Source organism: Pseudomonas sp. PME37.24/025, from assembly GCF_055556615.1.
The window spans coordinates 112,622-137,765 of the sequence record NZ_JBVHNK010000001.1; the positions used below are offsets into that span (position 1 = coordinate 112,622).

Genomic DNA, 25,144 nt, shown 5'->3' on the forward strand with positions numbered 1-25,144 from the left:
ATGAGCAACGAGCTTTCAACGGCTCGTTGCTTTTTTTATGGAGAAGCGAAATTGTCCATTGCATTCGAAAAAACGATATTCGAAGACCCTACTCTGAACGTTATCCATCTTCTAAATTCCATTTCCAATGAAAACCCAGAGGCTATTTCTCTGGCTTCCGGTCGACCTGATGATGAGCAATGCGACCACTCCCTCATCGATAAGGGGCTGGCCAGCTATGCACGATACATCGCCGATACGGAACATTCACTTGCGACACTCCTTTGCCAATATGGAAAAACCACCGGGATTATCAATGAGATAATCGCCGAATACTTGCAGGTGGATGAAGGGATAAAGATTTTCAACCCTGAAAGTATTGTCGTGTGCATGGGGTTTCAAGAAGCTGCCACCTTGACACTGTTAGCCATTTTTGAAGGGGGCGGTGTTTTATTAGTGCCTGATCCTGTGTTTTCCGGGATAACCGGCATTGCGAAATTATTAAGAATAAAAATTGTACCCGTTCCCATGGACACCTTCCTCGATCCCTCTGCCCTGCGTAAGGTAGCTAAGGAGCTGGAGTCCAGGGGGGAAAAGATAAAAGCGCTGTACGCGATTTCAGATTTTAGTAACCCTACTGCTGACAGCCTTTCCTATGAAGACAGGAAGGCTATGCTCTCCTTGGCCAATGAATTTGACTTTTTAATCCTGGAGGACAATGCCTACAGCTACTTCAGGTACGAGGGAGATAAAATCCCTTCGATGAAGTCGATCGACAGTAGTCGAGTGTTCCTTCTTGGCTCTTTTGCAAAGTCGATTTTTCCGGGATTGCGTATGGGCTATCTAGTCGCTCCTGAGGGCGCCGGGGTGATGTCCTTTAGCAGTAGATTATGCAAAGCCAAAAGCTTGATCACGGTCAATACACCTGCCCTGTGTCAAGCGGTTGTCGGTGGTTTGTTGATAGAGAATAATTACTCTTTAAAAAACCTGAACCAACCAAGAGTGTTGTCTTACACGAAAAAAAGAAACTGCATGATTGAATGCCTTGAACGTGAATTCCCGTTCAAGGCTAATTCTCGAAGACCTGTCACCTGGAACCATCCGACAGGTGGTTTTTTCATCAATGTACAGTTGCCTTTCACCTTTGAATATTCTGAAATGTGCGAGTGCGCCAGGAATTTCAAGGTTATTGTATTTCCCACTTCCTTGTTTTCACTGACGAATGAGGCTGTTACTCAGGTCAGATTGTCGTTTAGTAATGCGACAGAATCAGAAATCCAACAAGCGATAGGCCGCCTCAGGGCGTACATTGAATTTAGAATGCAGTAAAGCATTCTCCCGTGGGCCTTAGGAGATTGATGCCAAGGCGTGTTGATCAGTCAATGAGAAACAAGCCTTGTATGACTTCCCGCTCAGGTACCTGTGGCGAGTAAAACGCCAGTGGCTACCTGATAGGCACCCAGGATGGTTATGGTTGACCCGGAAAAATAGTTGATCAACCTAAGCTTTGATTGGGAGATCCGGGTCTTGAATATGGAGGAGAATCCGCTCAGCCCCAGCCACCAGACAGCCGAGCCTAGAAATATACCGAACACCATAGGCAGCACCGAGTGCTGACTGCTTTGATCATTGACCATACCGTCACTCATGGCGGCAAATATCGCGATAAACGACAAGATGGTCATTGGGTTTGACAGTGTCAAAAACAGTGTAGTCGAGTAGGCTTTGAACAGGTTGGCTCGTTCACCCGCCAGGGCTGTTGTGCTCCCTTTCGATCTTATTGTTTGATAACCAATGTACGCGAGGAACACTCCCCCGAAAATACACAACCATGGTTTGAAGCTAATGAGCGTCGCTATGATAGCTGTAATCCCCAGCGCACCGACAAATCCATAGATCGAATCAGCTGTAGCCGCCCCCAATCCTGTCGCGAAACCTGCTCTCCATCCCAGCATAAGGCTCCTCTGTATGCACAACAGCCCAATGGGTCCCACAGGGGCTGCAATACAAAGCCCAATGACCATTGACTTAACGAAAATCAACATAGATGCACCTCCGTAATTGATACTGAAAGGTTAGGGGAAGCGCACTTTTTTATGAATTAATTATTAATCTTCACACGGGCTTTTCCGATAATTTTGCACGAAGTATTCTTGTTTTTCCTTCATTACTAAGGTGTAGCAGTGTCTTGGGCACCGGATACTCTCGATACCTATCCGGCACTGGAAGTCCGTCCGATGGACATTTGAAGTGGCTGGCGGATGCTGATCCGAAGACCAGCACCAGCCAATGCATCAGAGACGAAACCGATCTACCGATTGCGAGAGTTTGCCCGTCAGCTGGCCTTAGAGGTAGCCCTGATGGAGTTGACCTTGAGGGTTGAGGGCCAAGACGGATACTGACTATCGAGACCCACGACCAGAAACACGATGCTCAACTTTGCGTACCACTTTCAATGCTGAACAACCGCTTCTTAGGCGTTTTCCGTGGCCAGGCGCCTGGCATTACGCTCCAGCTGCCGATCGACACACGGATCGATGCCCCTGGCGACCAGTGCCCGCGCAACATCACGCAGAGCACGAGCATCTCGTAAGCTAATTTCAGGATAGGTACCGAGAGAAATACGCGGTTGTTTATCCGCCCAGGAAAAGCGGAAGTGCCAGCATTCACGAAAAGGGCGAGGCCGTTGCAGTCAGGGAGGGTGTAGTCCTTGGCTCCGGGTTTGGCGTGTCGGACCGCGGTCTTGGTGAAAGCCATCGCACACGCCACGAGAAAACCGATCTGCCGAGCACCGGATCATGGACGATCCTTGCGATGAAATCCTCCGAAACCATAGCAAGGGTTCCCGAAGGAGTTTTGCGCGCAGCCTCGGCAGCATGTCCGTCAGTTACCGGAAGATTGGGCATAGCAATCAAACGCACCTTTCCGCGAGTGATGGCAAGGCCCTCCATGTATTCCGCATGACAAATACCAATGTCACCGGAGCGTTTGGCCCAACCTGCATTGCCATTGAACAACACGAGCATTACATCGCAATCCCGAACGGCCTGTAGGCAGGCTTCCCAGCTGTCGTCCATAGCATCGGAGGGGGGAGCATTTTCATTGATTCAGACTTCAAACACCTGCTTGCCGAACAGCTGAGTGGCTTCAATTTCGCGCTTGAGCTGCTCGCGGATAGCCGTGAGAGTTTGATCGCTTTCTGCAGGAAAACGCTCATTGCAACGACTCGAAAGCATGACCTTGATTTTCTTGGACTGGGCCATCCTTGCTCCTACCTCAACCCGAGCTCTAAAGACTCTTGATCAAAAATGATCCTGTCGCGACAGGGCTGAGGTTCGTCGTTATTTCGCCATCAAGACTTCGTTAATTTGTAATAACTTATGACAAGAAATCAATGCTTCCACCATTCGGAAACGACTGATCACTAGCGTGAGCGCTGGGCTCCAATAAGCATTGGGAAGACCTCTTGATAGCGGAATGCATGGGAAAAACCATGCTGCATTTCACTAAGCACTAAACACAACTAAGATCTTTGCTGGTGCTGGCAAGTTAGTTAGCTAACTTTTATACAGATGAGAACTTTCGCACACGATTCTGACCACCCCCCTATTGGACAAGTGTTTAGGTGCCGTCTAGCTTTGTTCTCACCACCACTTTAAGCATAGGCACTCATTGGGTTGTTGAGTCTAGTGGTGATTCATTGGTAAATCAGCAATCCGGAGCAATCATGAGCGACAAGTCAGACGTTACCGATAACAAATCAGTCGGCGTTGGTCCTATTTTTTACTCTGCTCTTGTCATGGGCTTAGTCATGATCGGGATAGGAACCTCCTTCGAAGTGATGCACCTTGGATATTTTTCACTGAAAATCTTCATGTTCTGTGCAGGTCTCGGAATAATCCTTGGTGCGTTTGGTTCTAAGGCCAGCCTCACCATACCAGGCCAATCAATGACCATCATAGGGTCCGCAGCACTTGCAATCGCAATATTTTTTATCATTTCTGGCCGCACGGGCTACTTACGCATAAACATAGATGGCTTTACAAAAGAGGCAACTATGGTATTCGAGGGCGATAACGATTTTTTCGGATCCAGACTAAAAAATAGTTATGATTTTGTGGTTTTCGACAAAGATATTGTTCGTAAAAAACTGACTCTCATCGTTAACATTGGTGATAAAGAGCAAGTATTTAGCTGCATCGATTCTGCTTTGATAAAACCGAAATTAGGCTCTGGAGATACCATTCAGTGGAGCTACATTTCCCGGGAAGAGAGCCTTTACGATGAGACAAATACCGTAATTGCCAAGGTTGGCCCGTGCGGAAGTGGAGCCACTACCAACCATGTTGTCGCTGAATTAACACCCTCTATTGATAATTCATCTTGGTCACTGGTGCCAACAGCCAACGCGGATGAGCCTACTCTAAACGTTGAAGAGCTGATCGAGAACCTGAACTCCGACAGTACCTACGTGAGGCGCGATGCGCGCTCTGAGCTTGGAAAAAAAGGTATGCCCGCCGCAAGACCGCTGTTAACCAAGGTACAGAGCACCGACAGTAGTTATCGTACAAAGCTTGGTGCGCTTGTCTCACTCAATGAAATTGCAGAGTCAAATGCCAACCAGAACGGAGAACTGAAAGCAGTTGTTGAAGAAAACGACTTGAAGGCTCTGACTAAAGCTTCCGTAAGTGATGACAGCACCGTTCGATCGTTCGCCACCAATGTTCTGGTAAACCTCAAGGATCCGCGGGCGATCCCCCTGGTCATCCAACAGCTCCCGGATTCGAGCGTAGATGGTCAGCACAACTTGCTAGTCGTACTCAGTCAAACGGTGCCCCTTGCCGATGACCAGCAAAAACAAAACGCCGCTACGGTTGCCACATCAGTCGAGCCGAAAGATGAAGCAACATCCGCTCTTATTAAAACTATCCAGGCAGCGGCTAAGTGAGCTCCACAACGTGGATTCAACCGGTCGATGCAACAGACTGGCTAAATCGTTCAGCATGCACTCAAGGAACCGTCTGACCCGAGGTATTTTGGGGATCCCAACAGCTTGAAAGATTGCGTATCCGCAAGCTCATCAAAAGGTCGCTGTCCACTCTACTGTCAGTCAGCGCCTACCGCAGGAATCGCTCCATCGCGAAAAGCGCCAACGACTGGGGCACCTGCCCTTTCATCACCCAATGCGCAATGCCCTGCCCAAACAGCGGGGCAAATTTGAAGCCATGCCCGCTGAGCCCGGCCGCCACGATCAATCCAGGCATTCGCGGATCGGCACCGACAATCGGGTTACCATCGGGTGTGCTGTCAAAGAACGACACTCGACGCCCCAAGGGTTGCGCGCCCTCCAGTCTGCCCAATCGCCTGACTGCCCTATCTCGATAACTACGCACAGTGGCGTCACTCATGCTGCGATCAAAAGCGTCCGGATCGATTGCATAACTATCGGACGCTAGCAACGAGCCGATGAAGTAGGTTCCCGGACTGTCCGGGCGCAGGTAAAACCCCGCGCTGCGATCACCGTATCCCGGCATAAGCTGATCTTGATCTGGGGATGCCACGGTGACAATGCCCACGCATTGTCGCGTGGCGCTGATTGGCAGCGGCACTCTGCAATCCGCCGCCAGCACGGCCGCCCAAGGTCCGGCGGCATTGACAACATAACTGCTGGCGATAAACCCGCTGTCCGTTTGCACCCCAGCCACTCGCCCCGCCCGGCAGACAATCCGTCTTACTGCCCGGCCCTCTTCGATTACCGCGCCGCGGCTGCGCGCGCCTGTCGCGAAGCTTTCGGCGGTCCGAATCGGGTCACAATATCCAGCATCAGGCTCATGCACCACTCCTACCAAGCCATCCGTCCGCAGGTCAGGAACCAGCACTTGCGCCTCGGCCGGTGATAGCCATCGCACCGCAGCCCCATGCGCTTGCAATAACGCAACATTAGCCTCGGTCGCCTGTTGCTCTTGCCTGGAAATCGCGGTCAAGAAACCTGTTGGTCGATAGCCGCACTCCCCCGGATAGTGTTGCGACCAATCACGGTAAGCCCGCACGCCTTGGGCTGCCAACTGGCTCAGTGCCGGGTCGGCATAGTACTGGCGCACGATCCCCGGCGAAGCGCCTGAAGACCCCGAGGCAATTGCACCTTTGTCTAGAAGGCGAACGGAAAGTCCAGCCTGTACCAGATGCCAGGCAATGCTGCAGCCGGTGGTCCCGGCGCCTATCACGATTACATCGGCATATTCATGCATCGTTGGTCGCGCGCTCAAGGACCACGCTATGTGGCAAGCAAGGGTGCAACAACGCCGGGGACAGCGGCAGGAAGCGGCTACGTGACAGGGTGGACTCCCGAGGCTGCGATGCGGCGAACAATGACTGCCGGGCCGGTAATCCATCATGGCCCAAACATTGCCACAGATACTCGGACAGTCGCGGCATGATCGGGGCCCCCAGGTAAGCCAAACCTTTGAGCCAGGCATAGGCCTGCTCCTGCTGCATGACATCCAGATCCGGTCGCTGCATCCACTGGTGCAGCACTTCCCAGGCATTGCGCACCGAAACCGCATCCAGTTGGAGTGCTTGATCTAACTGGGCGACAGCCGTCTCAAGGGCCGGCCGCAACGCCGATGGAATCGTCAGCATTTGCCCGGCACCGATGCTGGCCAACGCCATGTCGATTCGGCCGTCGAGCGCCCCTGCCAAGTCCACGTTGACCACCTCGACAAACTCTTCCACAGCGAAGTTAGTCTCACCACTTTCAGGGCTTTCGCGACACAGGAAATACCGCACGCCGTCACTGCTGGCTGGGGTCTTTTCCACAATGTCAGCGGCCCAGACCACATGCAGGCGGCTGGTGGAAAACTTAGTGCCCTGCAACTTGTAGAAATAGTTAGTGAGAACGTAATCAAACGACTGGTGATCCTGCAGGGCGTCCATGACTGCGACACTACCGGCCAGCAACAACACCGCATTGTCGATACCGAAACTGACCAATGTCGTGACATCGCTGTTGCACAGCATAGCGTGGCCGTGATCAGGATCCTTCTCCTGGGAACGATCGGCGCAGGTCAACGCATATTCCCAGCCAGACTCAAACAAAACCCTAGGGTTGGCAAAGCGATCCGGGCTCCAGGCGACGCCCCAGTCACCCGGTGCGGTCAGGCGGATCAAATTGTTTTCCCGTTCCAGGAACCGTGAAATCACCTCGATAATCGACGGCGGCGCACCCGATGCATGCATACGCCGCAGCAGGTTGTCCGGATTCGCTACCTTCAGAAACAGACTCTCTACCTCAACCCATTTCAGGGGGCTGTCGCCCATACGCGGCTGAGGATTGAGCATGGCTTCCGGGCGGAACAGCGCCCCACAGGCTTCGCAGAAGTAACCACCGGCACCTGCCTGGCAGTATGGGCACTGCCCCAGCAACCAGGCGCCGGCCAAATAGCGGCTGGTTTCAGGGCAATACAGTACCCGTTCAGTCACCGTCTCAGTGACGCCCGACGCCACCAGACGCTCCACTGTGCGCTGAGCATTGCGGGCGTGACGTTGCGCATAAGGGCCTTGTACCAGATCCAGAAAGTCGTCGACCTGCACATCCATTGCCCGTAGATCGTTTGCAATCTGCCGGTGATAGTCGCGAACAACCTCTTCCGGCGAGCGCTGCTCTTGCAAGCCCTTCCAGAGAACATAGGAGTCGAAGCCGTCGACCGCCGATACGACGTCGACACTGTGGCCCTGGGTCCGCAGGTAGCGACCCAGCATATCCATGCGCAGATAAGGCCCGGCAATGTGTCCCAAGTGAAGGCGACCATTTGGGGTCGGCGGAATCGGCATCAGGAAGAATTTTTTTGCAGTGATAGGCATCATCTTTTCAGTCCATAAAAACAGGCGGATGTGTTTGGCCATGGGCAGTGACACGGTCGGGACGATGGGCGACGATCAACTCAAGGGCCTCGCTGGCAATCCCAGGGGCCAAGCGAAATCCCGCTCCGCTGCCGGCACCGGCAACGACCACATTGGTCGCGTAGTCGAGAGTCACCAGGGATTCGCCGCCAGGGCTGTAGCTGTCGCAAAACACCCGGCCACCCCGACACCGACCAACGAGGTCGGGCAGATACTTCGCCAGGACGGCTTTAGCCACCTGAACATCGTGGTCGTTGATCTCCAGTTGATGTTTGCGCGGCGCAACATCCCACTCTTCGCAGCGAAAGCTGAACAACCATTGATTACGCGCCGCAAGCGGCATCAGGTAGGCATCGGCCTGTGGGAGAAACAATGCCGCAGCATCAGGAGGTGGAGCACCGTCTATATGCAGGGCCACCACCTTCTTGACCCGAAGCCCGTGTTGGGCGGCAATCGACCCAAAGGGGGACTCGTTGATCCAAGGGCCCATCGCCACCAGGGTTCGCTGGGCATAGATGATGGAATCGTCTGACAAGGTGAGCCGCGTCGTCCCGCTGTCGACGTTATCGATATGGCTGACGCCCAACCCTTCGATACAGCTGACATTAGCCGATGCAAGGCTGTGACTAATCAACATCCGCGCGATCAAGGGCGGCTCGTAGCTTTCGGCCGAACCGCCACTCAAAAGGCTTTGCGCGGCGTCGACATTGAGCCTTGACCCCAGGCGATCGCCCAGCGCAAGCGCTGACACATCGGCAGACTTGACGTCGAAATCGACTACCGCACGCTGGATATCGGCCGCAAACCCGCCATCGGCGAGCCAAAACACCGGCGCTTGCGTGGTACGGATTGAAAACCGGTCGCGAAACGCCCGGTAAAGCCTGGCACTCTGCCCGGCTAGCCGACGTTCGCGCTCCGATCTTCCGGTCGCCAGTAGCACGCCTGCCGAGTGAGAGGTTGCACCGTCGCCGATCCGGTAGCGGTCAATCAACAGGATTTTCCAGTCGGGGTAGCGCTGCACTGCATGGTGCAGGGTCCAAGCACCAATAATGCCGCCACCGATGATCACTAGATCGAAATCTTGCGTCATGCTCATGCCCACCACACTGAAAATACCTGAACTTGGCCCGCGCCGTTATTGCGTGCGAAGTGCGGCTTAAAGGGTGAAAAATAAAGGCTCTCGCCGTTTTTCACCCTGTGCCAGATGCCGTCATAGAAGACATCCAGATCACCTTGAGAAATGAACCAGATCTCACTGACGGCGTGCTTGTCTTCCTCCGTCCCGCAACCAGGATCAAGGGTGAAACGTGACGACAGCATGGGCGCGTTGGCCAGTTTGCCAGCGTAGTTGTGCATGAACAGACGTACGCCTTGCTGTGTTACCTGTTCTTCGGTTTCGCGAATCACCGGGGCATTGCCCTTGGGGGTTAGTGTTATCGGGTCCATTGATAAGCTCCTGGATCTAGTTGGCCACCGCGCTCAGGCGGTCAAAGCGGGCATCCGTGACCTCATCAAAGACCTCACTTGCTCCCCATTGAACAAAGGCCTCAGGCTCGACAAGGTCATACAGGGCTTGCCCGCAAATGCTGTTGATGATTTTCGCGCAACGCCAAGGGATTAACCCCAAGTTCGGGTCAGCAATGCCCTTTTGACTGCGGGCGGCGTTTTGCACATAGATGGCCGAACCCTCGGGGCCATCCCACGCGATGGAATAGTCATCCTTGACCACGTATTCGCCCTCACGCCTGGTAATCCGCGACTCAAGCCCCGCCAGGCATTCAGGCACCTGATAGGCGTAGCCCGTACACAGCACTGCAGTGTCAGCGCTCAGTTCTTCGCGCACCTGACTGTGCCCATGGATCATCGCCAGGCTCCAATGATTGTGGCGCTGGTGAATAGCCGTCAGCTCGCGGCCCGGCAATAGGCGGATCTTGCAGGGGTGCTGCAACACGTTTTGAAGTTCGTATATACGCCGATAAATAGACTGCAATAGCGATTGCGAGATGCCGTCACTGGCCAGTTTCTGTTCGGCCAGCAGTGGCTGGCGCACATGCTGGGGCAACTCGAAGAAGTGGTCGCTGTACTGCGGGGTGTACAGCTCGTTGGTGAAAGGCGATTCATCCAACGGGGAAAAATTCCAGCGTCGCGACACCCAGGTCACACTGGCTGGCAGCGCGTTGGTATCGGACAGCAGGTGCTGGATGATCTCCGCCCCGGTCTGGCCGCCACCGATTATCACCACGCGCTTGTCTTTGAGGGAGCGATTACGGGTCATATATTGCGACGAATGAAAAAGCGTGTCCCCGACAAAAGGTTTCGCGCATTCCGGTACCAACGGCTGCTGCCCGGTGCCCAACACCAGGTTGCGTGCCGGCTGAACCCAATGGTCGCCCTTGAGCATAAACAGACCATTTTCAAATTCAACTGAACGCACGTCGCTATTGAATTGCAGGCTTGGCAATTGGCTGCTGGCCCAGCGGTAGTACTGATTGAATTCGCGCCTGAGCACTTGATCAAAATTGGCGTTGATAAAACTCAGCAGCTGCTTTTTCTTGGCAAGATAGGCAAGAAATGAAAATGGATTGGACGGATCCACAAGACTGACCAGGTCTTTGAGGTAGTGAACTTGCAACATCGCTTCAGGCACCATCATCCCGGAGTGCCACTGAAATTCGCTGCTGCGCTCAAAGAACTTAGCCGTTATTTTCGGATACGGTTGAACCAGCGCAGCCAGGCTCAAATTGGCTGGCCCAATACCGATACCCGCCAGATCTATTACTTCAGCCGCAGAGTGCAAGCTCATGATCATTATCCCTAGTGATGATGTTTTTCAGGTGCAGCAACGCCTCACGACATTCGCAGACGCGTGCTGAGCGACTTCTGTTTACAGGTGGAGGTAAATCAACTTCCCACGGTTTGGGCCGCCGGTGTTTTCAGCACCAATGCGGACACCGCCATGGCCAGCAACGACAAGCCAATCGCAACGCTGACTGCGATATAGATGGCCTCGTTGAGCGGTTGGATCGAGGTCAGCAACGCGCCGAATATCGCGACGCCGAACGCGGAGCCACTCTGTCGACTGGCATTGAGCGTGCCGGCCGCCACCCCTGCCTTGGCGCGGTCAACCACGCTCATCAGTGCCGAAGTGGCGGCAGGGGTGATGATCCCGGCGCCAAAACCCACGGCCGGGTAACACAGTGCGATCCGCCAGTACAGCGCGTCACTTGCCAGGGCGAACAGCCCGATGAATCCCAAGGTGTACAACCCGAACCCGGTGCATAGCACAGCTCGGGGCCCATAGGCACGGGTCAACCGGCCGCAGGTGAAACTGCCGAGAGTGACCATTGCCGTCAACGGCAGGAATGCCAATCCGGTATCCAGAGGCGACCATCCGCGATTCGTCTGGAAATACAGGCTCAACAGAAAGAACAGGCCGTAGAACACCAGCGCGGAAATCAACGACAGAAAGGTTGCACCTGTGAACACCGGGTTGCGGAAATAGTGCAACGGCAGCATCGGATCCTTATGCCGGCTTTCGGTCACCAGGAATACACACCAGGCTGCACAGGCCAGGATTATGCCCGCATACACCCATTCCGAATTCCACCCCAGCTTTGCCCCTTCGATCAGCACCGCCACCGAAGTGGCCAGGGCGACGATGGCGGCGACCTGGCCGGTGAAGTCCAGATGGCGATTAGGTGCCAATGGAGGCGAAGGAGGAATACGCGACGTCAGCCATACGCCGACCAGAGCGATGGGCACATTGATCAAAAAGATACTGCGCCAGCCAAACAACTCGATCAGCACGCCGCCAACAAGAGGCCCGGCCGCCATGGCAATACCACCACAACCTGCCCAGACACCGATGGCACTCGCCCGTTGATGGGTCTGCGGGTAGGCATTGTTGATCAGCATCAGTGAGCACGGCACCAACATGGACGCACCCACCCCCTGCAGCACTCGGGCAGCGACCAGTTGAAGCAGGTCAGTTGCCAGACCACATAATGCAGAAGCAACCGCAAACAAGACCAGACCAAGGCCGTAGATCTTTCTTGCCCCGCAACGGTCGCCCAATAAACCGCCCGTCAGCAGTAAACTGGCGAACGTCAATGTATAAGCGTTGATCACCCACTGCAGCCCGGTGATATCCGAATCAAATGTCTGAGAAATGGATTCCAGTGCCACGTTGACGATTGAAGTATCGAGAATGACAACGACGTAACTGAGGCTTGTAGCGATCAGAACCTGTCGTTGGTAGCTACTCTTGATTTCCATGACTTCGCATTTCCTTTCCCTGGCGGCGGATTGACTATAAGCAGCTTTTTGCAAAAAATGCTTCGGAGCGTGTCGAAGTGTGTCTAGTCATGTCATCCTGAAAGCCGAGGTGATCCGACACACCCATGGAGCTCAAAGGAATGACCCAGCCTAAAATTTCTTCCATCGCCTACTTAATCGCTGAACCCGTGCGGGCGGTCATCCTGATCACCCTGTCCGACGGTGGCTCGTTGTCAGCCAGCGCACTGGCGGACGCCGCCGGTGTCACACCACAGACCGCCAGTTCGCACTTGGCAAAACTGCTCGATGGCGGACTGTTGACTGTTGAGATAAAGGGGCGCAACCGTTTCTATCAATTGGCAGGCCCCGACGTTTCCCATGTATTGGAAAGCCTCGCAGCCGTCTCCCCACAAACCAGTTCCTGGCGCAGCCTGCCCAATCGCGCCGCCCATGAACTGCGTTTTGCCCGTTGTTGTTACGATCATCTGGCCGGTCAAGTTGGCGTCGCGGTGGCTCAAGGCATGCTTGAGCGCGAGTTCATCGTCGAGTGCAATGAGCGTGAATATGCGCCTACCCCTCGCGGCATTGAATGGATGCAATCCCTCAATCTGGACAGCGGCGAGTTGTGTTTCGAAGCTCATGGCCAGGCTCGCCGATGCCTGGACTGGACCGAAAGGCAGCACCACATAGCCGGACCGCTGGGTGCACACCTGCTGGATACCTTCTGCAACCTGGGCTGGATGCGCCGATCCACAGGCACTCGCGCCGTGACCATCACCGGTGATGGCTGGAGAGCGCTCAAGCACCATTTAGGAGTCCAACACTTGCATGATCTTGAAACGCTGGCGCGCCCACTTGTTTCCTCCTGAAAACCAGCTATGCAAACTACTGCGCAGGCGAAAAAAACCTCTCTATTTCGCGGATGCGGCGCTCTTGGTCCAACCCTGTCGCCTGCCACGCCACAATGTTGTTCATTCGCTCATACCACGCAGCAACGTGGGGATACTCAAGAAAGGGAGCCTGGGTGCGCGGGATATGGCTCAACGGCGCGGCCAGATCGAAATCCGCCAGCGTCAATGCATCGCCCACCACGAATTGCCGAGTACGCAGATGCTCATCCAAAACAGAGGTATAGCGATTGATTGCCCGCAATGCTTCCCCAACCAGCGATTCATCCTCGACATGCCCTTTGAGGCGCTCCATGAAACGTTGCTCAATCAGTACCGTTGGCCCTCGGCGGAAATGCTCGGCAGCCCAGAACATCCACTTTAGGGTTTCGTACTTCGCGTTGCCCGCGGGCAATAAGGGCGCCCCCACCTTCTCTGCCAAGTAAATCATGATTGCAGAGGCCTCGAACAACACCACGTCGCCGTCGACGAATGTTGGGATCGTGCCGTTCGGATTGAGCGCCAGATACTGCGGCGTGCGGTTCTGTCCGCTGAACAGATCGAGGAAGACGAACTCGACTTCCAGGTCCAGGTAAGCGGCCGTCGCCAGAACGCGACGGGTATTGCTCGAACCTCTGTCGCCATACATCTTCATACTGCTGCCCCCACTGCGCACTGATCCATTAGCCTTGTACTGTCTTGCAAGTCACTAATCATCTGTGCCGTCTCGCTGGCTTGGCGCACTGATTGGTAAACCGAGTTGACCATGGGTGCTGCGAGATAGGAAGCCACACCCAGCATCCAGACTCTTTCCGGACGGCTGGATCCTGGCAGGCTGACTTGCAGCTGCACCGAGACATAGGGCGGTGTGCACGGCATCAACGGGTCCACCTGCAATTCAAGGCCGTCGTGGGTGGCATGGAAGTGCTGTTTGTGAAAACCAGTGGCGCATACCACGGCATCCACCTCTTCAATACCATCATGGCTGTCGTAAACCTGCCAGTTGCCCTGCCACTCAAGTTTCTGCGGCACCTGCAAGGCAAGTTGCAGGAGACCTTCATCGATGAATCGCAGCAAAGTGGTTGCCGTTTGCAGCGGTACGGCAAATAGATAGCGGCCAATCGCCTCCCAGCAATTTTGCAAGGCGGCAACCCGCACCGTCGGCGGGGCATTGCGCAGCTTCATATCGGCAAGATCCATGCAATGCACCAGAAGGTTTTGCCAGTCTGTCGCGCCACCGCTGGCCAAGGCCACTTCGCCGCGCAATCGTTGCGTCGGGTCAGTGGCCCGATCAATCTGCTCGCGTAGCGAGCGGCCGCTGATTGCCTTGGCAGAGCGCGCCACAATGCGCAGTAAATGCCAATACAACCGAGGACTCTCAAGGTTCAGCTGCGCAAAACGCACTTCATCCAAGGCCACTTTGCAGACCCGCGGTGTGCCCGTGCGCACCCCGGGCAAGCGTCCGGATGGCGAGGCCATCAATACCTGGTGGCCGGCTCCGCACAGTAGCAACGCGCTGTCGATCGCCGAAAGCCGGCTGCCCAGGACCAATACCCGGGAGGGACGCTGGAAGAAATCAAGCAAGCGTTTTGCGGGATAAGGCGTGGAAAAAATACCTGGTGCACCGGCCTGCGCACTGACCAGGGGCGGCACGAAGGCAGTGCCATTTCCCGTGCAGATCAGCACGTCCGACGCCTCGATAGCGTCTCCTTCGTCCAACTGCAACTGATAGTTACCCTGGGCAATCACCTTGATACGACGCACCGCAGAACAAATGACCCTGTGCTCGATGCCCCTGACCTGGGCGAGATCGCGATACTGGGCATACCGTTCCTTGAGGTAATCCGAGACCCAGGAGCGCGGAACAAAAGCATCTTCGTCGACAGTGATCCCCTGCTCCTGGAGATAGTGCAGGAAGTCATTCATATCCTCGTCAAGAACCGACATGGTCTGCACCGAGGTATTGCACAAGAAAAGGTCATGGGACGTGTTGAAGGCCATCGAGTTGGCGATGCCGTCGGAGTCGATGATCTCGATGCTGCTGACCGTGCCTGACCGTACAAGCTTGATAAAAGCGGCTACACCGGTCACTGCCCCACCAATAATGGCTACTTTTTTGCCGCTCGGATTTTGACGCATAGCTGTCCCCTGCACCCTAGAGCGCCTGCGCCTTGGCCAGTGCCGGCAATAGCAATCGTATGCCATACCAACCCCAGTACACACGGTGACAGGTGATCAATCCATTATCGATTTCCATCATCTCCATGAGGTCGATCTGTTCACCCTTAGGGGTTTTCCGCGGGTATTCCCAGGTCAGTTGCCTGCCGTTGATGAACGCTTTATCACTGCGATACCACTCGGCGAGGTCACTGGGGAATCGACGCACACTGTCCTCCATGAACCTTTGTATATTGGCGCGCCCCATTAGTATGCCACTGCCATGGTCGGGATAGACCGCCAGCACCAGCGGTGTTTCGAATACCGCGTCCTCAGCGTACAGGGCCGCTGTCGCAGTTAGGTCGCGAACTCGGACCGTTGCGTGCCACGCTTCATAGATATGGATTAATCCGGGATCGATGGACGAGGTCATGGTCTCTCCTGAGATGACGGGCAGCGCTGTAAGATGGCAGGACTATAATTGCCTCCAGGTGCTATATGTTTCGACCTGGCCCGAAGTGTCATGTCCGAGGCGCTGCCTGGTTGCACCCTATGCAACAGGCCTTTGTCATTCAGAAGCTTTTCAGAAAGCAACAGTTCGACTTAACGAAACAGTCACGCACGTCAGTGTTTCCATGCTGTCGCTGATGTTGCTCGTCCTGGGTCTGGCGGGCCTTGCGGGAACCTTCCTGATTGAAGCGTTCTTGAAAAATAGCCTGCATCGAACCCTCGTCGTCATCCCTATCTTGATGGCGGTGATTGCACTGGCGCTTGTTTCATTCGGTAGCTCGGCGGTCACCACGACTGTCTTGCTGGGCTTCTGGGGACTGGTTGCGACTGCTGCGCCCGTGGGATGGTGGACATGGCTGGCAAGAACGTTGCCAGACGCTGCTGAAGCAGGCACCTACCCCGTAGCTGGCGGCCCTTGAGATGTAATTTTGGCCAACCGTCGCAGGTTCTGCACCGCAGCGGCCAGCGTGAATTCATCGGTCGCGCCACTCATGCCACGTAGTCGCAAGCGATCCAATTTCAGGATGCGCTTGAGGTGGGCAAACAACATTTCGACCTTTTTACGTTCGTGGCGAGAGCGCTGATACGCCGGCGTTGCTGCAATGCGCCGGGCCGCATCACGAGCGGCTTCATGGACGCTGCGGGCGATCTTGCGAATCGCAGTGTTCGGGCAGCACTTGGCTTTCATCGGACACGTTACGCAGTCGGTCTGCCTGGATCGGAAGATGATGGTGTTGGCTTTGGTGACGTGCGAGCGTTCATTCTTGAAGGCTCGCCATTCGCTGCGCAATGCGTTGCCGGCCGGGCAGCGGTATTCCTCAGCCTCTTCATTCCAGTGGAAATCGTTGCTTCGCTGCGAGACGTCCAGGGGAATATCGTTGACCTTGGCGAAGACTCGCGCGTACTTGTCAGGATTCTGCCGGGCCCATTCGAATGCCTTGGCGAAGCGCTGCAATACGTCGCTAAGCGCTTTGCGCTTGAGCGGGTCAGTGAGCACTTCATCGGAAGCCGTGATAAAGGTCAGCCCGGTGTTGATCCCCTCGCCGCCCTTTCGACGATCTCATGGAGCATCTGCGAGAACATCGGGAGTTTCTTTGCGCTGTGTTCGGCTTCCAGTGTGAGTGCTGCCGCGAAGGTTTCGACCTGCTGATCCTTAGCCGCATACAGAAGCCAAACGGCCCTTGTAAGGGCTTCATACTGCAAACGCATCATCGCCAGAGCTGACGTGTAGCATTGAGTTCTTACCAGCAGGCGCAGGCTTAGAGCGTGTTCCAGCGCCATGCCGCAAGCCACCATTGCGACCTCATGCCGTGTGCCGGGGAATGGAGGCAGCCGCACGTGTTGAGGAAATCAGAAGCGATACAGGCTGCTTCTGGCCGATTGTGTTGAAAAAGTCGATCCGGCCTGGCTACCCATGACTACGTCAAATATGAGCCGTGAACCTTCTGCGCAAAACACGAATTTCAATCTCACTCGCGTACTTTTCTGCGTAAGCGTCCGGCAAAGCCACGGTAAGCACCTAGCGAAGACACCTCCCTGATGCGTCAGGGGCGGTGCCCTTTACGGCTTGTTAAATTATTCGAGGTGGTAATTCAACCAAATATGGTGCGTTCCATCGATGTCAATTGCGATCCCTCCTGACCCTGATATCCCTTTCAAACCATCCGTACCACTGCCTCCAACTATGCAGAAAAACTCATCTGCCCGATCAATTCCGGTCGTGGAGGCGGAATGAATGAAGTTAAAGGAACCCTCTACCCCATTCACCGTACCCTTGAAGCTCTCCATCGCGATGTAGCTGCCCCTTCTTGACGCTTGGTCGAACGCCGCAGTAAAGGCTGTTGAAGAAATACCATCGATAGCTCCTGTATAGGACTTTTCCATGGAGCTGATCGACACTGGTAAGCCTGTTGTAATTTCGGGCGTGGGAGTCAGGTCAGTTGGTTTGAAATTCTTGGAGGAAAAAGTGGCTCGCGCTTCCATTCGGATCAGTCCTGTTCCATATGAGTTGAGCGGTCATTCTAATGCAAGAGCAGCCTCACGTTGAGAACGTCAGGCCGAGACCCAATGCTGTGGCAGCAGTTGGTCGATCTTACTCGCTCGCTGCGTCGGCAGGCGCGTCAGCACATCTTTGAGATACGCATAAGGATCATGCCCATTCATGCGGGCTGACTGGATCAAGCTCATGATCGCAGCTGCCCGCTTACCGCTGCGTAGCGACCCGGCGAACAACCAGTTCGAGCGTCCAAGTGCCCACGGCCCTGCTGCAGCCCAAATGAGCGAATTTACCCCTTATCTCGGCATAACCCCCAAGAGATCCAGCGGCTTGCCAAACGAAAAGTCAGGCACTAAGGTAGCGCCCTCTAACGACTGGCCCCGGACTTTGGGTGAGCGGTAGCGGCTACAGACAAAAAATCAGATGGCAGCGCATCCTCCTTTGGCGAGTACTTCACCGCACAAAGATAGCGCTGTCTCACTGTCAAGGTGCCCGAAGCTCGATAGAGCTTTCCTTGATAGTAACAATCACAAGAAAGGAAGCCCGTGATGACGAATGCTAGTGCTAGTGCGACTGTCACCAACAGTTTGGCAACACCCCACGCCCAACGGATGAGCACCTACGTGTTCGCGCTGTTTTTCATCCTCGGCAGCATCACCAGCCTTAACGATGTCCTGGTGCCAAAACTCAAGCACCTCTTCAGCCTCAGCTATACCGAGGCCATGCTTGTGCAGTCGTCATTCTTTTTTGCCTATTTCATTTTCGCCATACCCGCAGGCCTGCTCATTTCGCGAATCGGCTACATGAGAGCGGCCGTCCTCGGGTTGCTGCTGATGGCTGGTGGATGCCTGCTCTTCATTCCTGCCACCCAGTCCGCATTGTTTCCAGCCTTCCTCGGCGCCCTCTTTGTGCTTGCGATTGGCGTGACAACCGTTCAGGTCGTTGCGAACCCGCTGCTTTCACTACTCGGAACCGCCGCAATGGCCCCCAGCCGCCTCACCCTCGGCCATGCGTTCAATTCGCTGGGAACCACGATCGCACCCTACCTGGGTGCCATACTGATCCTGGGCTCCCTCAATGCGGTAGATACCTCCGCATTGTCGCCAGCAGAACTGACGTCCTTCCTGTCGCAGGAAGCCAGCGTGATCAGCAACACCTATGCAAGCATTACGCTCTTCATCTGCATCGTCGCCTTGATCGTCTGGCTGAAAAGAAATGAGCTGCAACCGTCAACAAGACCTGAACGTCTCAATCCACTCGCTGCGCTCGACCTTCTAAAGCAGCCGCGCTTTGCACTCGGCACCGTTTGCATATTTCTCTATGTCGGCGCCGAAGTCACGATTGGCAGCCTCATCACCGACTACCTCATGCTGCCGACAACCCTGGCCCTTCCCGCCGAAGCCGCAGGCAAGCATGTTGCCTTCTATTGGGGTGGCGCCCTGGTTGGCCGCTTTATCGGCTCGGCGCTGATGCGCACTTTCGCGCCCGGGAAACTGCTGGCCTTTGCCGCCACGGCAGTCATTGTGCTGTTGACGATCTCTGCCACCACACAAGGCGTTGTTGCCGGATGGTCGCTGCTGGCCGTCGGGCTGTTCAACTCCATCATGTTTCCGACGATCTTTACCCTTGCGACCGCAGGGCTTGGTCATCGCGCGGCGGAAGGTTCGGGCCTGTTCTGTTGCGCCATTGTTGGCGGGGCATTTATTCCGCCATTGACAGGGTATGCGGCCGACCTCTCGACGCTCGCGATGGCATTAAGCGTGCCAGCGACCTGTTATGCCGGCATCGCAATCTACGGTTGGTATGCCCGCGCTCCGAAGCACTAGCATTCCCTGGCGCGCGGCTAGCCCATTGGTAGAAGCTAACGATCAGATTCAACCACTTGTTGGCCGTGCCAGGATCGAGCCCCAGCTCGCCTTGAGACCAGTCCCGGTAACGAGATAGGACGCTCAGACCGTTAGCAGGGCTCTCTTCATCCCAGGCCATTGGCTTCCAAGAAGGCGAAGTAGTCGCGACGTCCGTAGGCTTCCCAAGTCAGTTCGCTTCGTGCCTCACCGGACTCCACGAGAATATGCCTGAGGAAGGATTGCACGGGCTCAACAGGCCAGCCATCTGAGCCAACCAACAGCGGAAAACCTTCGAAAGATCGACCTGCTAACGGCAGGTCTTTTGTTGCGAATATCCGTCTCATTCCACAGCCTTCAAACACCTTCCAGCGGACTCCCCATCAGTGGCCAGGATGGGAAAGGTGCCGGTGGCTGTAACAGACCAATCGACAAAAGGGGCCAGAGGGGAAGATACACAGACAAAGGTTTTGCACGAGGCAAAGTAATTGCAGCAGGCATAACGCACATTTCCTGACAGCCAAGAAACTTCAAGGGCGTTTAGCGACCACGGGAGGGCCACTAAATATAAGTAGTGATGACAACGCCGTACTGATGTCGGCGGTGTTGGTCATCAGGCAAGGGGAAACGCGCGCGGGCTCAGGCTGGGCCAGCGGATTCTGGGATGCAGCGCTGGCAGTCGAGGGAGGTGTCAGGTGTATCGCGGTAGGAAATGTCTGTAGTAGTTCGATGGCAACGCTGCCAACCCGGCATGACCACAGCAGCAATCATCGTGTTGCATTACCGTTTTTGACGGAGTCGGCTGGAGGGTGTCGATCCGCTTGTCGAACCCCGGAGGCAATATTTGTGAAGCGCCTCATGAGCAGAATCCCCCCCAAAGCTCGTTAAGCCTCGCCGTGTGTACGAGTTTGACTTTGCTTGGGGACGTGCCTCCAAAGCTGCATGAGCGCCAAAGAAGCAAAACTCGCGATAATGAGCGCAAGTGAGCTTATTCCAATGCTCAGCCCCCAAAAGTCGATCAAGTAACCTATTAACACCGGGATCGCCCCAGCGGGCACGTACCCCCCCATGTTGAACACTGCGTTGGCTTCGGCTCTGCGCTGCGCAGGCACGCGGTCAGCAATAAGGGTCAGTCCACCTAATTGGCCCAAGCCTTGACCGGCGCCTGCCAACAGAGCGGAAACGATCAGCCATGGAGCGGAACCGGTTTCCAGCGCGATCCACACGAAAATCATTGAGAAGACAGTACCGATTCCGCTAAGCGAAAACACGGTACGGTTGCTGTATCGCTTCGCCGCAAACTGCACGCCCACGGCGACGAGGAACATTGAAAAGGCCATACAACCCGTGACAAGGGGACTATTCACGCCTAGAAAAGTCGCTATCAGCTTGGGGCCAAGCGACAGGATGAACGATGTCGAAGTTATTCCAGGGCCGAAGAACGCTATCCCCAATAGCACGATGCCGAGGTTTTCCTTAGCGACGGTGGGCAAGCGCGGTTTAAACGTACCGACCCCAAGCTTCTGGTTCTTTTGATTGAGTAACGCTAGGAGCGCCACGCACAAAATCGCGATTTCCACTCGAAAGACCGTGTGGATCGGGTTCGGAAGATATTGCGCAACGACCCCTGCCAATAGCGGCCCGGTGCCCGCTCCTGCCACCATCGCAATTCGATCAAGTGCTGACGAGAAATCTCGGCAATAGGTAGAGGCCCAAGCAAAGGCAAAACGTCTTTGGCAAAAATACGATCAATCTGAGAAAGCGAGGTTTGGCGTCCGAGCTTCAATGTAACCGCCTTGAAGGTTCGCCAGGCAAGAAAGACTGCAGCAAAAGAATTCTCATCAGCAGCCAAGGCAGCGAGACGATCCTCTCTTCGAGCGGCTCGAGGATCGATCCCCTTCGCGACTTGGGTACGCGCATTGTCGCGAGCAAAACGAGCGTCTTTAAGGCTTAACTCCGGATACATTCCCAAGGAGATGCGAGCCGGCTTGCCTAACCAGGTGAAACGAAAATGCCAGCTCTTGGCACCCGTCGAACTGACGAATAGGTGCAAGCCGTCCATATCCTTGAGGCTGTAATTTCTTCCGAGGTTTTTTGCGTGGCGAACAGCCGTATCAGTCAAAGGCATATGTACATCTCCTCGTCTCGATCGATTGAGGAGAGATGTACGGGTTCCAGCAATGCATCATCTATCTGAAAACTGGCACATCCTGAGCCCGGATTTCGATGTACGTTTTGATGTACAAAAAAAGCGTGGCTGGGGGTGGTTTTCAGTAGAAATCACTGGAACGAAAAAAGAGGCCGAAGCCTCTATTTTCAATGACTTACAGATCTCAGTAGACATCTGTAGATCAACATCTGGAGCGGGAAACGAGACTCGCATCTGGTGTCCGACCCCATTGAATTCCAAGGGGTTTCTTTCATTCCTGAAGCAGGAATGGACTTGTTTTTTGGGGTATCAAGAACAAAAAATGGAATTATCCAAGGCACGCTACTGGGGTCTGCCCATAGCCAATCGGAGGAATGGTAATCAAGCTGCGCCAACCCATCGAAACGTCAGCGCATGTGACGCCGACGGCGATTCAGTTCCAGGTTCCTGCGGCAGGTGAGACCGCCATGTTCCAGCGCCAGTACAGACAGCCGTGCCGATAGCCATTGCGTCCTTGGTCGAGAAGACGTCCGGAAGCTTGACCGGCCACTCGCCTTTTACGCGTGCCTTCTGAGAAAATCCGCCGTGATGGGTCTGGCTCCCCCCCTAAGCTCCGAATCAAGCCACCGCATTACCCAACGCGAACTGAAACTTCTGCACCAGCAGATCAATCTCGGCAGCCTGGATTGTTAACGGCGGCAAGAACCGTACGACAGCCCCGTGGCGCCCACCCAATTCAATAATGACGCCCTCTCGCAGGCATTGCTGTTGAATGGCCTTTGCCATCACGCCGTCGGCCGGTGCCACGCGCGCGCCTTCAGTTGCCGTCGAGACGATTTCGACGCCCACCATCAGGCCACGTCCGCGAACCTGCCCGATGCACGGGTAATCACGCTGAATCTGCCGAAGCTGAGTCATCAAGCGCTCGCCCATGGCCTCGGCGTGGGACGCCAGGCCTTGCTCCTGGATATAGCGCAATGTTGCCGTGCCCGCGGCCATGGCCATCTGGTTGCCGCGGAAAGTACCTGCGTGGGCCCCCGGCTTCCAGAGGTCCAAGGCTTCACGGTAGACCATTACCGACAGCGGAAGACCGCCGCCGATGGCTTTGGAGAGGACCAGGATATCGGGTTCGATCCCCGCCTGTTCAAACGCGAACATGCGTCCGGTACGGCCTAATCCGGTCTGGACTTCATCGACGATCAAAGCGACGCCATGCTGCTGGGTCAGCTTGCGCAACCCCTGAAGCCAGCGAGCCGGCGCTGGAATCACGCCGCCTTCCCCTTGTACCACCTCCACCACAACCGCGGCGGGTGGAAGGACTCCGGATTCGGGGTCCGTCAACAATTGCTCGATGTAACTCAGCCCTGCGTCTATACCCGCCTCGCCGCCAATATTGAATGGGCAGCGGTAGTCATAGGGATAGGGCAACACTTGCACGTCGGCCATCAGCGAGCCGGGCAATTGCTTGGGCCCCAGATTGCCCATCAGGCTCAATGCACCTTGGGTCATACCGTGATAACCACCGGAGAAGCAGAAAATGCCCTTGCGACCCGTCGCGATCTTCGCGAGCTTGAGGGCCGCTTCAATCCCGTCAGCCCCCGTCGGCCCACAGAATTGAATGCGTGCTTGCGCAGCGAACGCCGGCGGCAATGCCGCGAACAGGGCCTCGACAAACGCATCCTTGACGGGGGTGGTCAGGTCGAGTGTGTGCAAGGGCAAGCCGGAATCGAGCGTCGCTCGCATCGCGTCGATGGTCACCGGATGGTTGTGACCGAGCGCCAGTGTCCCGGCCCCGGCCAGACAATCCATGAACACCTGACCGCGCGTGTCGAGCACATAGAGTCCATGGGCTTCTTTAAGGGCCAACGGAATACGTCTTGGATAAGAGCGGGCATTGGATTCGCGAACGGCCTGGCGTTCAAGCAGGTCGTCCGGCTTGAACTCACGCGGTGGCTGCTGGCGGAAATGTTCGAGGGTAAAAATCGAGCCGGACTCAGTCCAGCGGTGAAGACTTTCCATACGAATGTCCTTGTATAGGCGAGCGTTCAGCGCTGTGGGGTGGCTTGCAGGGCCATACGCAAACTGAGCGGACGCATGTCCGTCCATTGCTCCTCGATCCAGGCCAGGCATTGCGCCTTGTTGCCTTGCTGGCCGGCCGCACGCCAGCCCTCGGGTAGCGCCTTGTAATCCGGCCAGATCGAATACTGCTCCTCGTGATTGACCACCACGATAAAACCGCTTTCAGCGTTGTCCCAACTCATTCCCAGTTCCTTGTACGAGCGTTATCCAATGAAGCCTGACGACTGCGAGAGCGGATGATTCTGGCAGCCAAAAATCAATAATGCGAATGTTAATAAATATTATTAACAACTGTCAGTAGTATCGGATAGTATTTCTCGCCTCAAGAAAACGCACTACAAAGTGGCGTTTTGACACATGACAGAATTGAAGGAGCAAGCGCATGGGACGGGAAGTCGAGCACGCAACAGGGTTATCCGTGCGCCCACTTCTGGAGCACAAAACGTTGCCACTGCTGGTTGAACCGCTCGAGCGTACGCTCCCGTTCCTGAGCGAGCTTCACGCGTTGGTCGAGGATCAATTGCACGAGGCCGGCGCCCTGCTTCTGCGCGGGTTCGACGTTCTCGGGGAACATGCCTTTCAAGACCTGGTTCGCGGTTTTGGCCATGAGTTACTCAATTACGAATTCGGCTCGACACCCCGTAAAGCGATCGAGCAAGGTGTCTACACTTCTACCGAATACCCCGCCCATCAAACCATTCCCCTGCACAACGAGCAGTCCTACACCCTGCAATGGCCTCTGAAGATCTGGTTCCATTGCGTCCAGCCCAGTGTCGAGGGTGGCGAAACGCCTATCGCTGACAGTCGTCGTATCTTCCAGCAGCTCGATCCCGCCTTGCGCCAGCGCTTCAGTGATAAACGCCTGATGTACGTGCGCAATTATGGCAACGGCCTGGATTTGTCCTGGGAGCAGGCCTTCAACACTGAGGACCCTGCGGTGGCCGAGGCTTACTGCCGGGCCAATCGCATTGCGTTCGAATGGAAAGACGATGGCGAACTGCGCACCCGCCAGATATGCCAGGCCGTTGCCCGTCATCCGAAAACCCAGGCGTGGGTCTGGTTCAACCAGGCGCACTTGTTCCACGTCTCCAATCTTGCGCCGGCGATTCGTGAAAGCCTCATGGCGGTTGTCGATGATGATCCGCTCGATCTGCCCCGCAATGTCTATTACGGCGACGGTACTGAGCTGGAAGAAAGTGCACTGGAGGAAATTCGTGGGGTGCTGGCCGAAAACAGCGTTTGTTTCCCTTGGGAAAAAGGCGACGTCCTGATGCTCGACAACATGCTGGTCGCCCATGGGCGCGCCAGCTTCAAAGGGCCCCGACAAGTGATCGTCGCCATGGCCGAACCTGCCCAGGAGCAAAACTGA

At 55.3% G+C, this 25,144-nt stretch carries 23 protein-coding genes and 6 pseudogenes; 7 read left to right on the forward strand and 22 right to left on the reverse strand.

Annotated features, from left to right (window positions below):
- Positions 1-51 precede the first annotated feature (51 nt).
- Positions 52-1,308, forward strand: a complete 1,257-nt coding sequence (locus ACZ3HH_RS00415) for an aminotransferase-like domain-containing protein (protein ID WP_465802720.1) — start codon at positions 52-54, stop codon at positions 1,306-1,308.
- Between the two features lie 83 nt (positions 1,309-1,391).
- Here the strand turns inward: ACZ3HH_RS00415 and ACZ3HH_RS00420 are convergent, their stop codons facing one another.
- From ACZ3HH_RS00420 to ACZ3HH_RS00430, 3 genes and pseudogenes are all read right to left on the reverse strand, one after another.
- On the reverse strand, positions 1,392-2,024 hold the full coding sequence (locus tag ACZ3HH_RS00420; RefSeq protein ID WP_465802112.1) for a LysE family translocator: 633 nt from the start codon (positions 2,022-2,024) through the stop codon (positions 1,392-1,394).
- A 461-nt stretch (positions 2,025-2,485) separates the two neighbouring features.
- Positions 2,486-2,736, reverse strand: a pseudogene (locus tag ACZ3HH_RS00425) (Arm DNA-binding domain-containing protein); the annotation flags it as partial.
- A gap of 350 nt (positions 2,737-3,086) precedes the next feature.
- Entirely contained in the window at positions 3,087-3,242 is a 156-nt protein-coding gene (locus ACZ3HH_RS00430) for a hypothetical protein (protein ID WP_465802114.1), read from the reverse strand.
- A 464-nt stretch (positions 3,243-3,706) separates the two neighbouring features.
- Here ACZ3HH_RS00430 and ACZ3HH_RS00435 point away from each other — a divergent pair, with 464 nt between their 5' ends.
- The gene (locus ACZ3HH_RS00435; protein ID WP_465802115.1) at positions 3,707-4,927 is read left to right on the forward strand and encodes a HEAT repeat domain-containing protein; all 1,221 of its coding nucleotides are present in this window, start codon (positions 3,707-3,709) and stop codon (positions 4,925-4,927) included.
- 169 nt (positions 4,928-5,096) lie between these two features.
- Here ACZ3HH_RS00435 and ACZ3HH_RS00440 read toward each other — a convergent pair whose 3' ends face one another.
- The 6 genes from ACZ3HH_RS00440 to ACZ3HH_RS00465 form a co-directional block, all read right to left on the reverse strand.
- Entirely contained in the window at positions 5,097-6,227 is a 1,131-nt protein-coding gene (locus ACZ3HH_RS00440) for an NAD(P)/FAD-dependent oxidoreductase (RefSeq protein ID WP_465802117.1), read from the reverse strand.
- Positions 6,220-7,842 carry a methionine--tRNA ligase gene (locus ACZ3HH_RS00445; RefSeq protein WP_465802119.1) on the reverse strand — a complete coding sequence of 541 codons (1,623 nt, stop codon included), beginning with the start codon at positions 7,840-7,842 and terminating at the stop codon, positions 6,220-6,222. The genes ACZ3HH_RS00440 and ACZ3HH_RS00445 overlap by 8 nt, the downstream gene beginning before the upstream one ends.
- A 4-nt stretch (positions 7,843-7,846) precedes the next feature.
- Complete coding sequence (locus tag ACZ3HH_RS00450; RefSeq protein WP_465802121.1) at positions 7,847-8,947, reverse strand: NAD(P)/FAD-dependent oxidoreductase; 1,101 nt, start codon at positions 8,945-8,947, stop codon at positions 7,847-7,849.
- A 23-nt stretch (positions 8,948-8,970) separates the two neighbouring features.
- The gene (locus tag ACZ3HH_RS00455; RefSeq protein ID WP_460145630.1) at positions 8,971-9,324 is read right to left on the reverse strand and encodes a cupin domain-containing protein; all 354 of its coding nucleotides are present in this window, start codon (positions 9,322-9,324) and stop codon (positions 8,971-8,973) included.
- Positions 9,325-9,340: 16 nt separating this feature from the next.
- Complete coding sequence (locus ACZ3HH_RS00460) at positions 9,341-10,681, reverse strand: lysine N(6)-hydroxylase/L-ornithine N(5)-oxygenase family protein (RefSeq protein ID WP_465802122.1); 1,341 nt, start codon at positions 10,679-10,681, stop codon at positions 9,341-9,343.
- A 98-nt stretch (positions 10,682-10,779) separates the two neighbouring features.
- Entirely contained in the window at positions 10,780-12,153 is a 1,374-nt protein-coding gene (locus tag ACZ3HH_RS00465; RefSeq protein ID WP_465802123.1) for an MFS transporter, read from the reverse strand.
- 140 nt (positions 12,154-12,293) lie between these two features.
- Here ACZ3HH_RS00465 and ACZ3HH_RS00470 point away from each other — a divergent pair, with 140 nt between their 5' ends.
- Entirely contained in the window at positions 12,294-13,022 is a 729-nt protein-coding gene (locus ACZ3HH_RS00470) for an ArsR/SmtB family transcription factor (protein ID WP_465802124.1), read from the forward strand.
- Between the two features lie 16 nt (positions 13,023-13,038).
- On the opposite strand, the gene ACZ3HH_RS00475 is transcribed toward ACZ3HH_RS00470, so the two are convergent.
- From ACZ3HH_RS00475 to ACZ3HH_RS00485, 3 genes are read right to left on the reverse strand one after another with little or no spacing between them, the layout of a single operon-like run.
- A complete protein-coding gene (locus ACZ3HH_RS00475) occupies positions 13,039-13,695 on the reverse strand; it encodes a glutathione S-transferase family protein (protein WP_465802125.1) in 657 nt (218 codons plus the stop codon).
- Positions 13,692-15,179: an FAD/NAD(P)-binding protein gene (locus ACZ3HH_RS00480; protein WP_465802126.1), complete on the reverse strand. Its 1,488-nt coding sequence runs from the start codon at positions 15,177-15,179 to the stop codon at positions 13,692-13,694. The genes ACZ3HH_RS00475 and ACZ3HH_RS00480 overlap by 4 nt, the downstream gene beginning before the upstream one ends.
- A gap of 16 nt (positions 15,180-15,195) precedes the next feature.
- Positions 15,196-15,630, reverse strand: a complete 435-nt coding sequence (locus tag ACZ3HH_RS00485; RefSeq protein WP_465802128.1) for a nuclear transport factor 2 family protein — start codon at positions 15,628-15,630, stop codon at positions 15,196-15,198.
- Between the two features lie 175 nt (positions 15,631-15,805).
- On the opposite strand from ACZ3HH_RS00485, the pseudogene ACZ3HH_RS00490 reads away from it, so the two are divergent.
- Positions 15,806-16,099: pseudogene (locus ACZ3HH_RS00490) on the forward strand (MFS transporter); the annotation flags it as partial.
- 2 nt (positions 16,100-16,101) lie between these two features.
- Here ACZ3HH_RS00490 and ACZ3HH_RS00495 read toward each other — a convergent pair.
- From ACZ3HH_RS00495 to ACZ3HH_RS00510, 4 genes and pseudogenes are all read right to left on the reverse strand, one after another.
- Positions 16,102-16,572: pseudogene (locus tag ACZ3HH_RS00495) on the reverse strand (transposase); the annotation flags it as partial.
- A 155-nt stretch (positions 16,573-16,727) separates the two neighbouring features.
- Entirely contained in the window at positions 16,728-16,988 is a 261-nt protein-coding gene (locus tag ACZ3HH_RS00500; protein ID WP_465802129.1) for a DUF6988 family protein, read from the reverse strand.
- A gap of 294 nt (positions 16,989-17,282) precedes the next feature.
- A complete protein-coding gene (locus ACZ3HH_RS00505) occupies positions 17,283-17,690 on the reverse strand; it encodes a DUF3224 domain-containing protein (protein WP_465802131.1) in 408 nt (135 codons plus the stop codon).
- Positions 17,691-17,759: 69 nt separating this feature from the next.
- Positions 17,760-17,966, reverse strand: a pseudogene (locus ACZ3HH_RS00510) (transposase domain-containing protein); the annotation flags it as partial.
- A gap of 285 nt (positions 17,967-18,251) precedes the next feature.
- Between ACZ3HH_RS00510 and ACZ3HH_RS00515 the strand changes: the two are divergent.
- The gene (locus ACZ3HH_RS00515; protein ID WP_465802133.1) at positions 18,252-19,529 is read left to right on the forward strand and encodes a sugar MFS transporter; all 1,278 of its coding nucleotides are present in this window, start codon (positions 18,252-18,254) and stop codon (positions 19,527-19,529) included.
- Positions 19,530-19,542: 13 nt separating this feature from the next.
- Here the strand turns inward: ACZ3HH_RS00515 and ACZ3HH_RS00520 are convergent.
- From ACZ3HH_RS00520 to ACZ3HH_RS00535, 4 genes and pseudogenes are all read right to left on the reverse strand, one after another.
- A pseudogene (locus ACZ3HH_RS00520) lies at positions 19,543-19,894 on the reverse strand (tyrosine-type recombinase/integrase); the annotation flags it as partial.
- Between the two features lie 266 nt (positions 19,895-20,160).
- Positions 20,161-20,427, reverse strand: a pseudogene (locus tag ACZ3HH_RS00525) (DUF2946 domain-containing protein); the annotation flags it as partial.
- Between the two features lie 4 nt (positions 20,428-20,431).
- Positions 20,432-21,127, reverse strand: a complete 696-nt coding sequence (locus ACZ3HH_RS00530) for an MFS transporter (RefSeq protein WP_465802134.1) — start codon at positions 21,125-21,127, stop codon at positions 20,432-20,434.
- Entirely contained in the window at positions 21,094-21,675 is a 582-nt protein-coding gene (locus ACZ3HH_RS00535) for a tyrosine-type recombinase/integrase (RefSeq protein ID WP_465802135.1), read from the reverse strand. Before ACZ3HH_RS00535 ends, ACZ3HH_RS00530 begins: the two co-directional genes overlap by 34 nt.
- A gap of 52 nt (positions 21,676-21,727) precedes the next feature.
- On the opposite strand from ACZ3HH_RS00535, the gene ACZ3HH_RS00540 reads away from it, so the two are divergent.
- Positions 21,728-22,156, forward strand: a complete 429-nt coding sequence (locus ACZ3HH_RS00540) for a hypothetical protein (protein ID WP_465802137.1) — start codon at positions 21,728-21,730, stop codon at positions 22,154-22,156.
- Between the two features lie 158 nt (positions 22,157-22,314).
- On the opposite strand, the gene ACZ3HH_RS00545 is transcribed toward ACZ3HH_RS00540, so the two are convergent.
- Both ACZ3HH_RS00545 and ACZ3HH_RS00550 read right to left on the reverse strand, forming a co-directional pair.
- Positions 22,315-23,715 (reverse strand): diaminobutyrate--2-oxoglutarate transaminase, encoded by a 1,401-nt coding sequence (locus ACZ3HH_RS00545; protein WP_465802139.1) that lies wholly within the window; start codon positions 23,713-23,715, stop codon positions 22,315-22,317.
- Between the two features lie 26 nt (positions 23,716-23,741).
- Positions 23,742-23,957, reverse strand: coding sequence for an MbtH family protein (locus ACZ3HH_RS00550; RefSeq protein WP_007895672.1), 216 nt, complete (start codon positions 23,955-23,957; stop codon positions 23,742-23,744).
- Between the two features lie 200 nt (positions 23,958-24,157).
- Here ACZ3HH_RS00550 and ACZ3HH_RS00555 point away from each other — a divergent pair, with 200 nt between their 5' ends.
- Positions 24,158-25,144, forward strand: coding sequence for a TauD/TfdA family dioxygenase (locus ACZ3HH_RS00555; protein WP_465802140.1), 987 nt, complete (start codon positions 24,158-24,160; stop codon positions 25,142-25,144).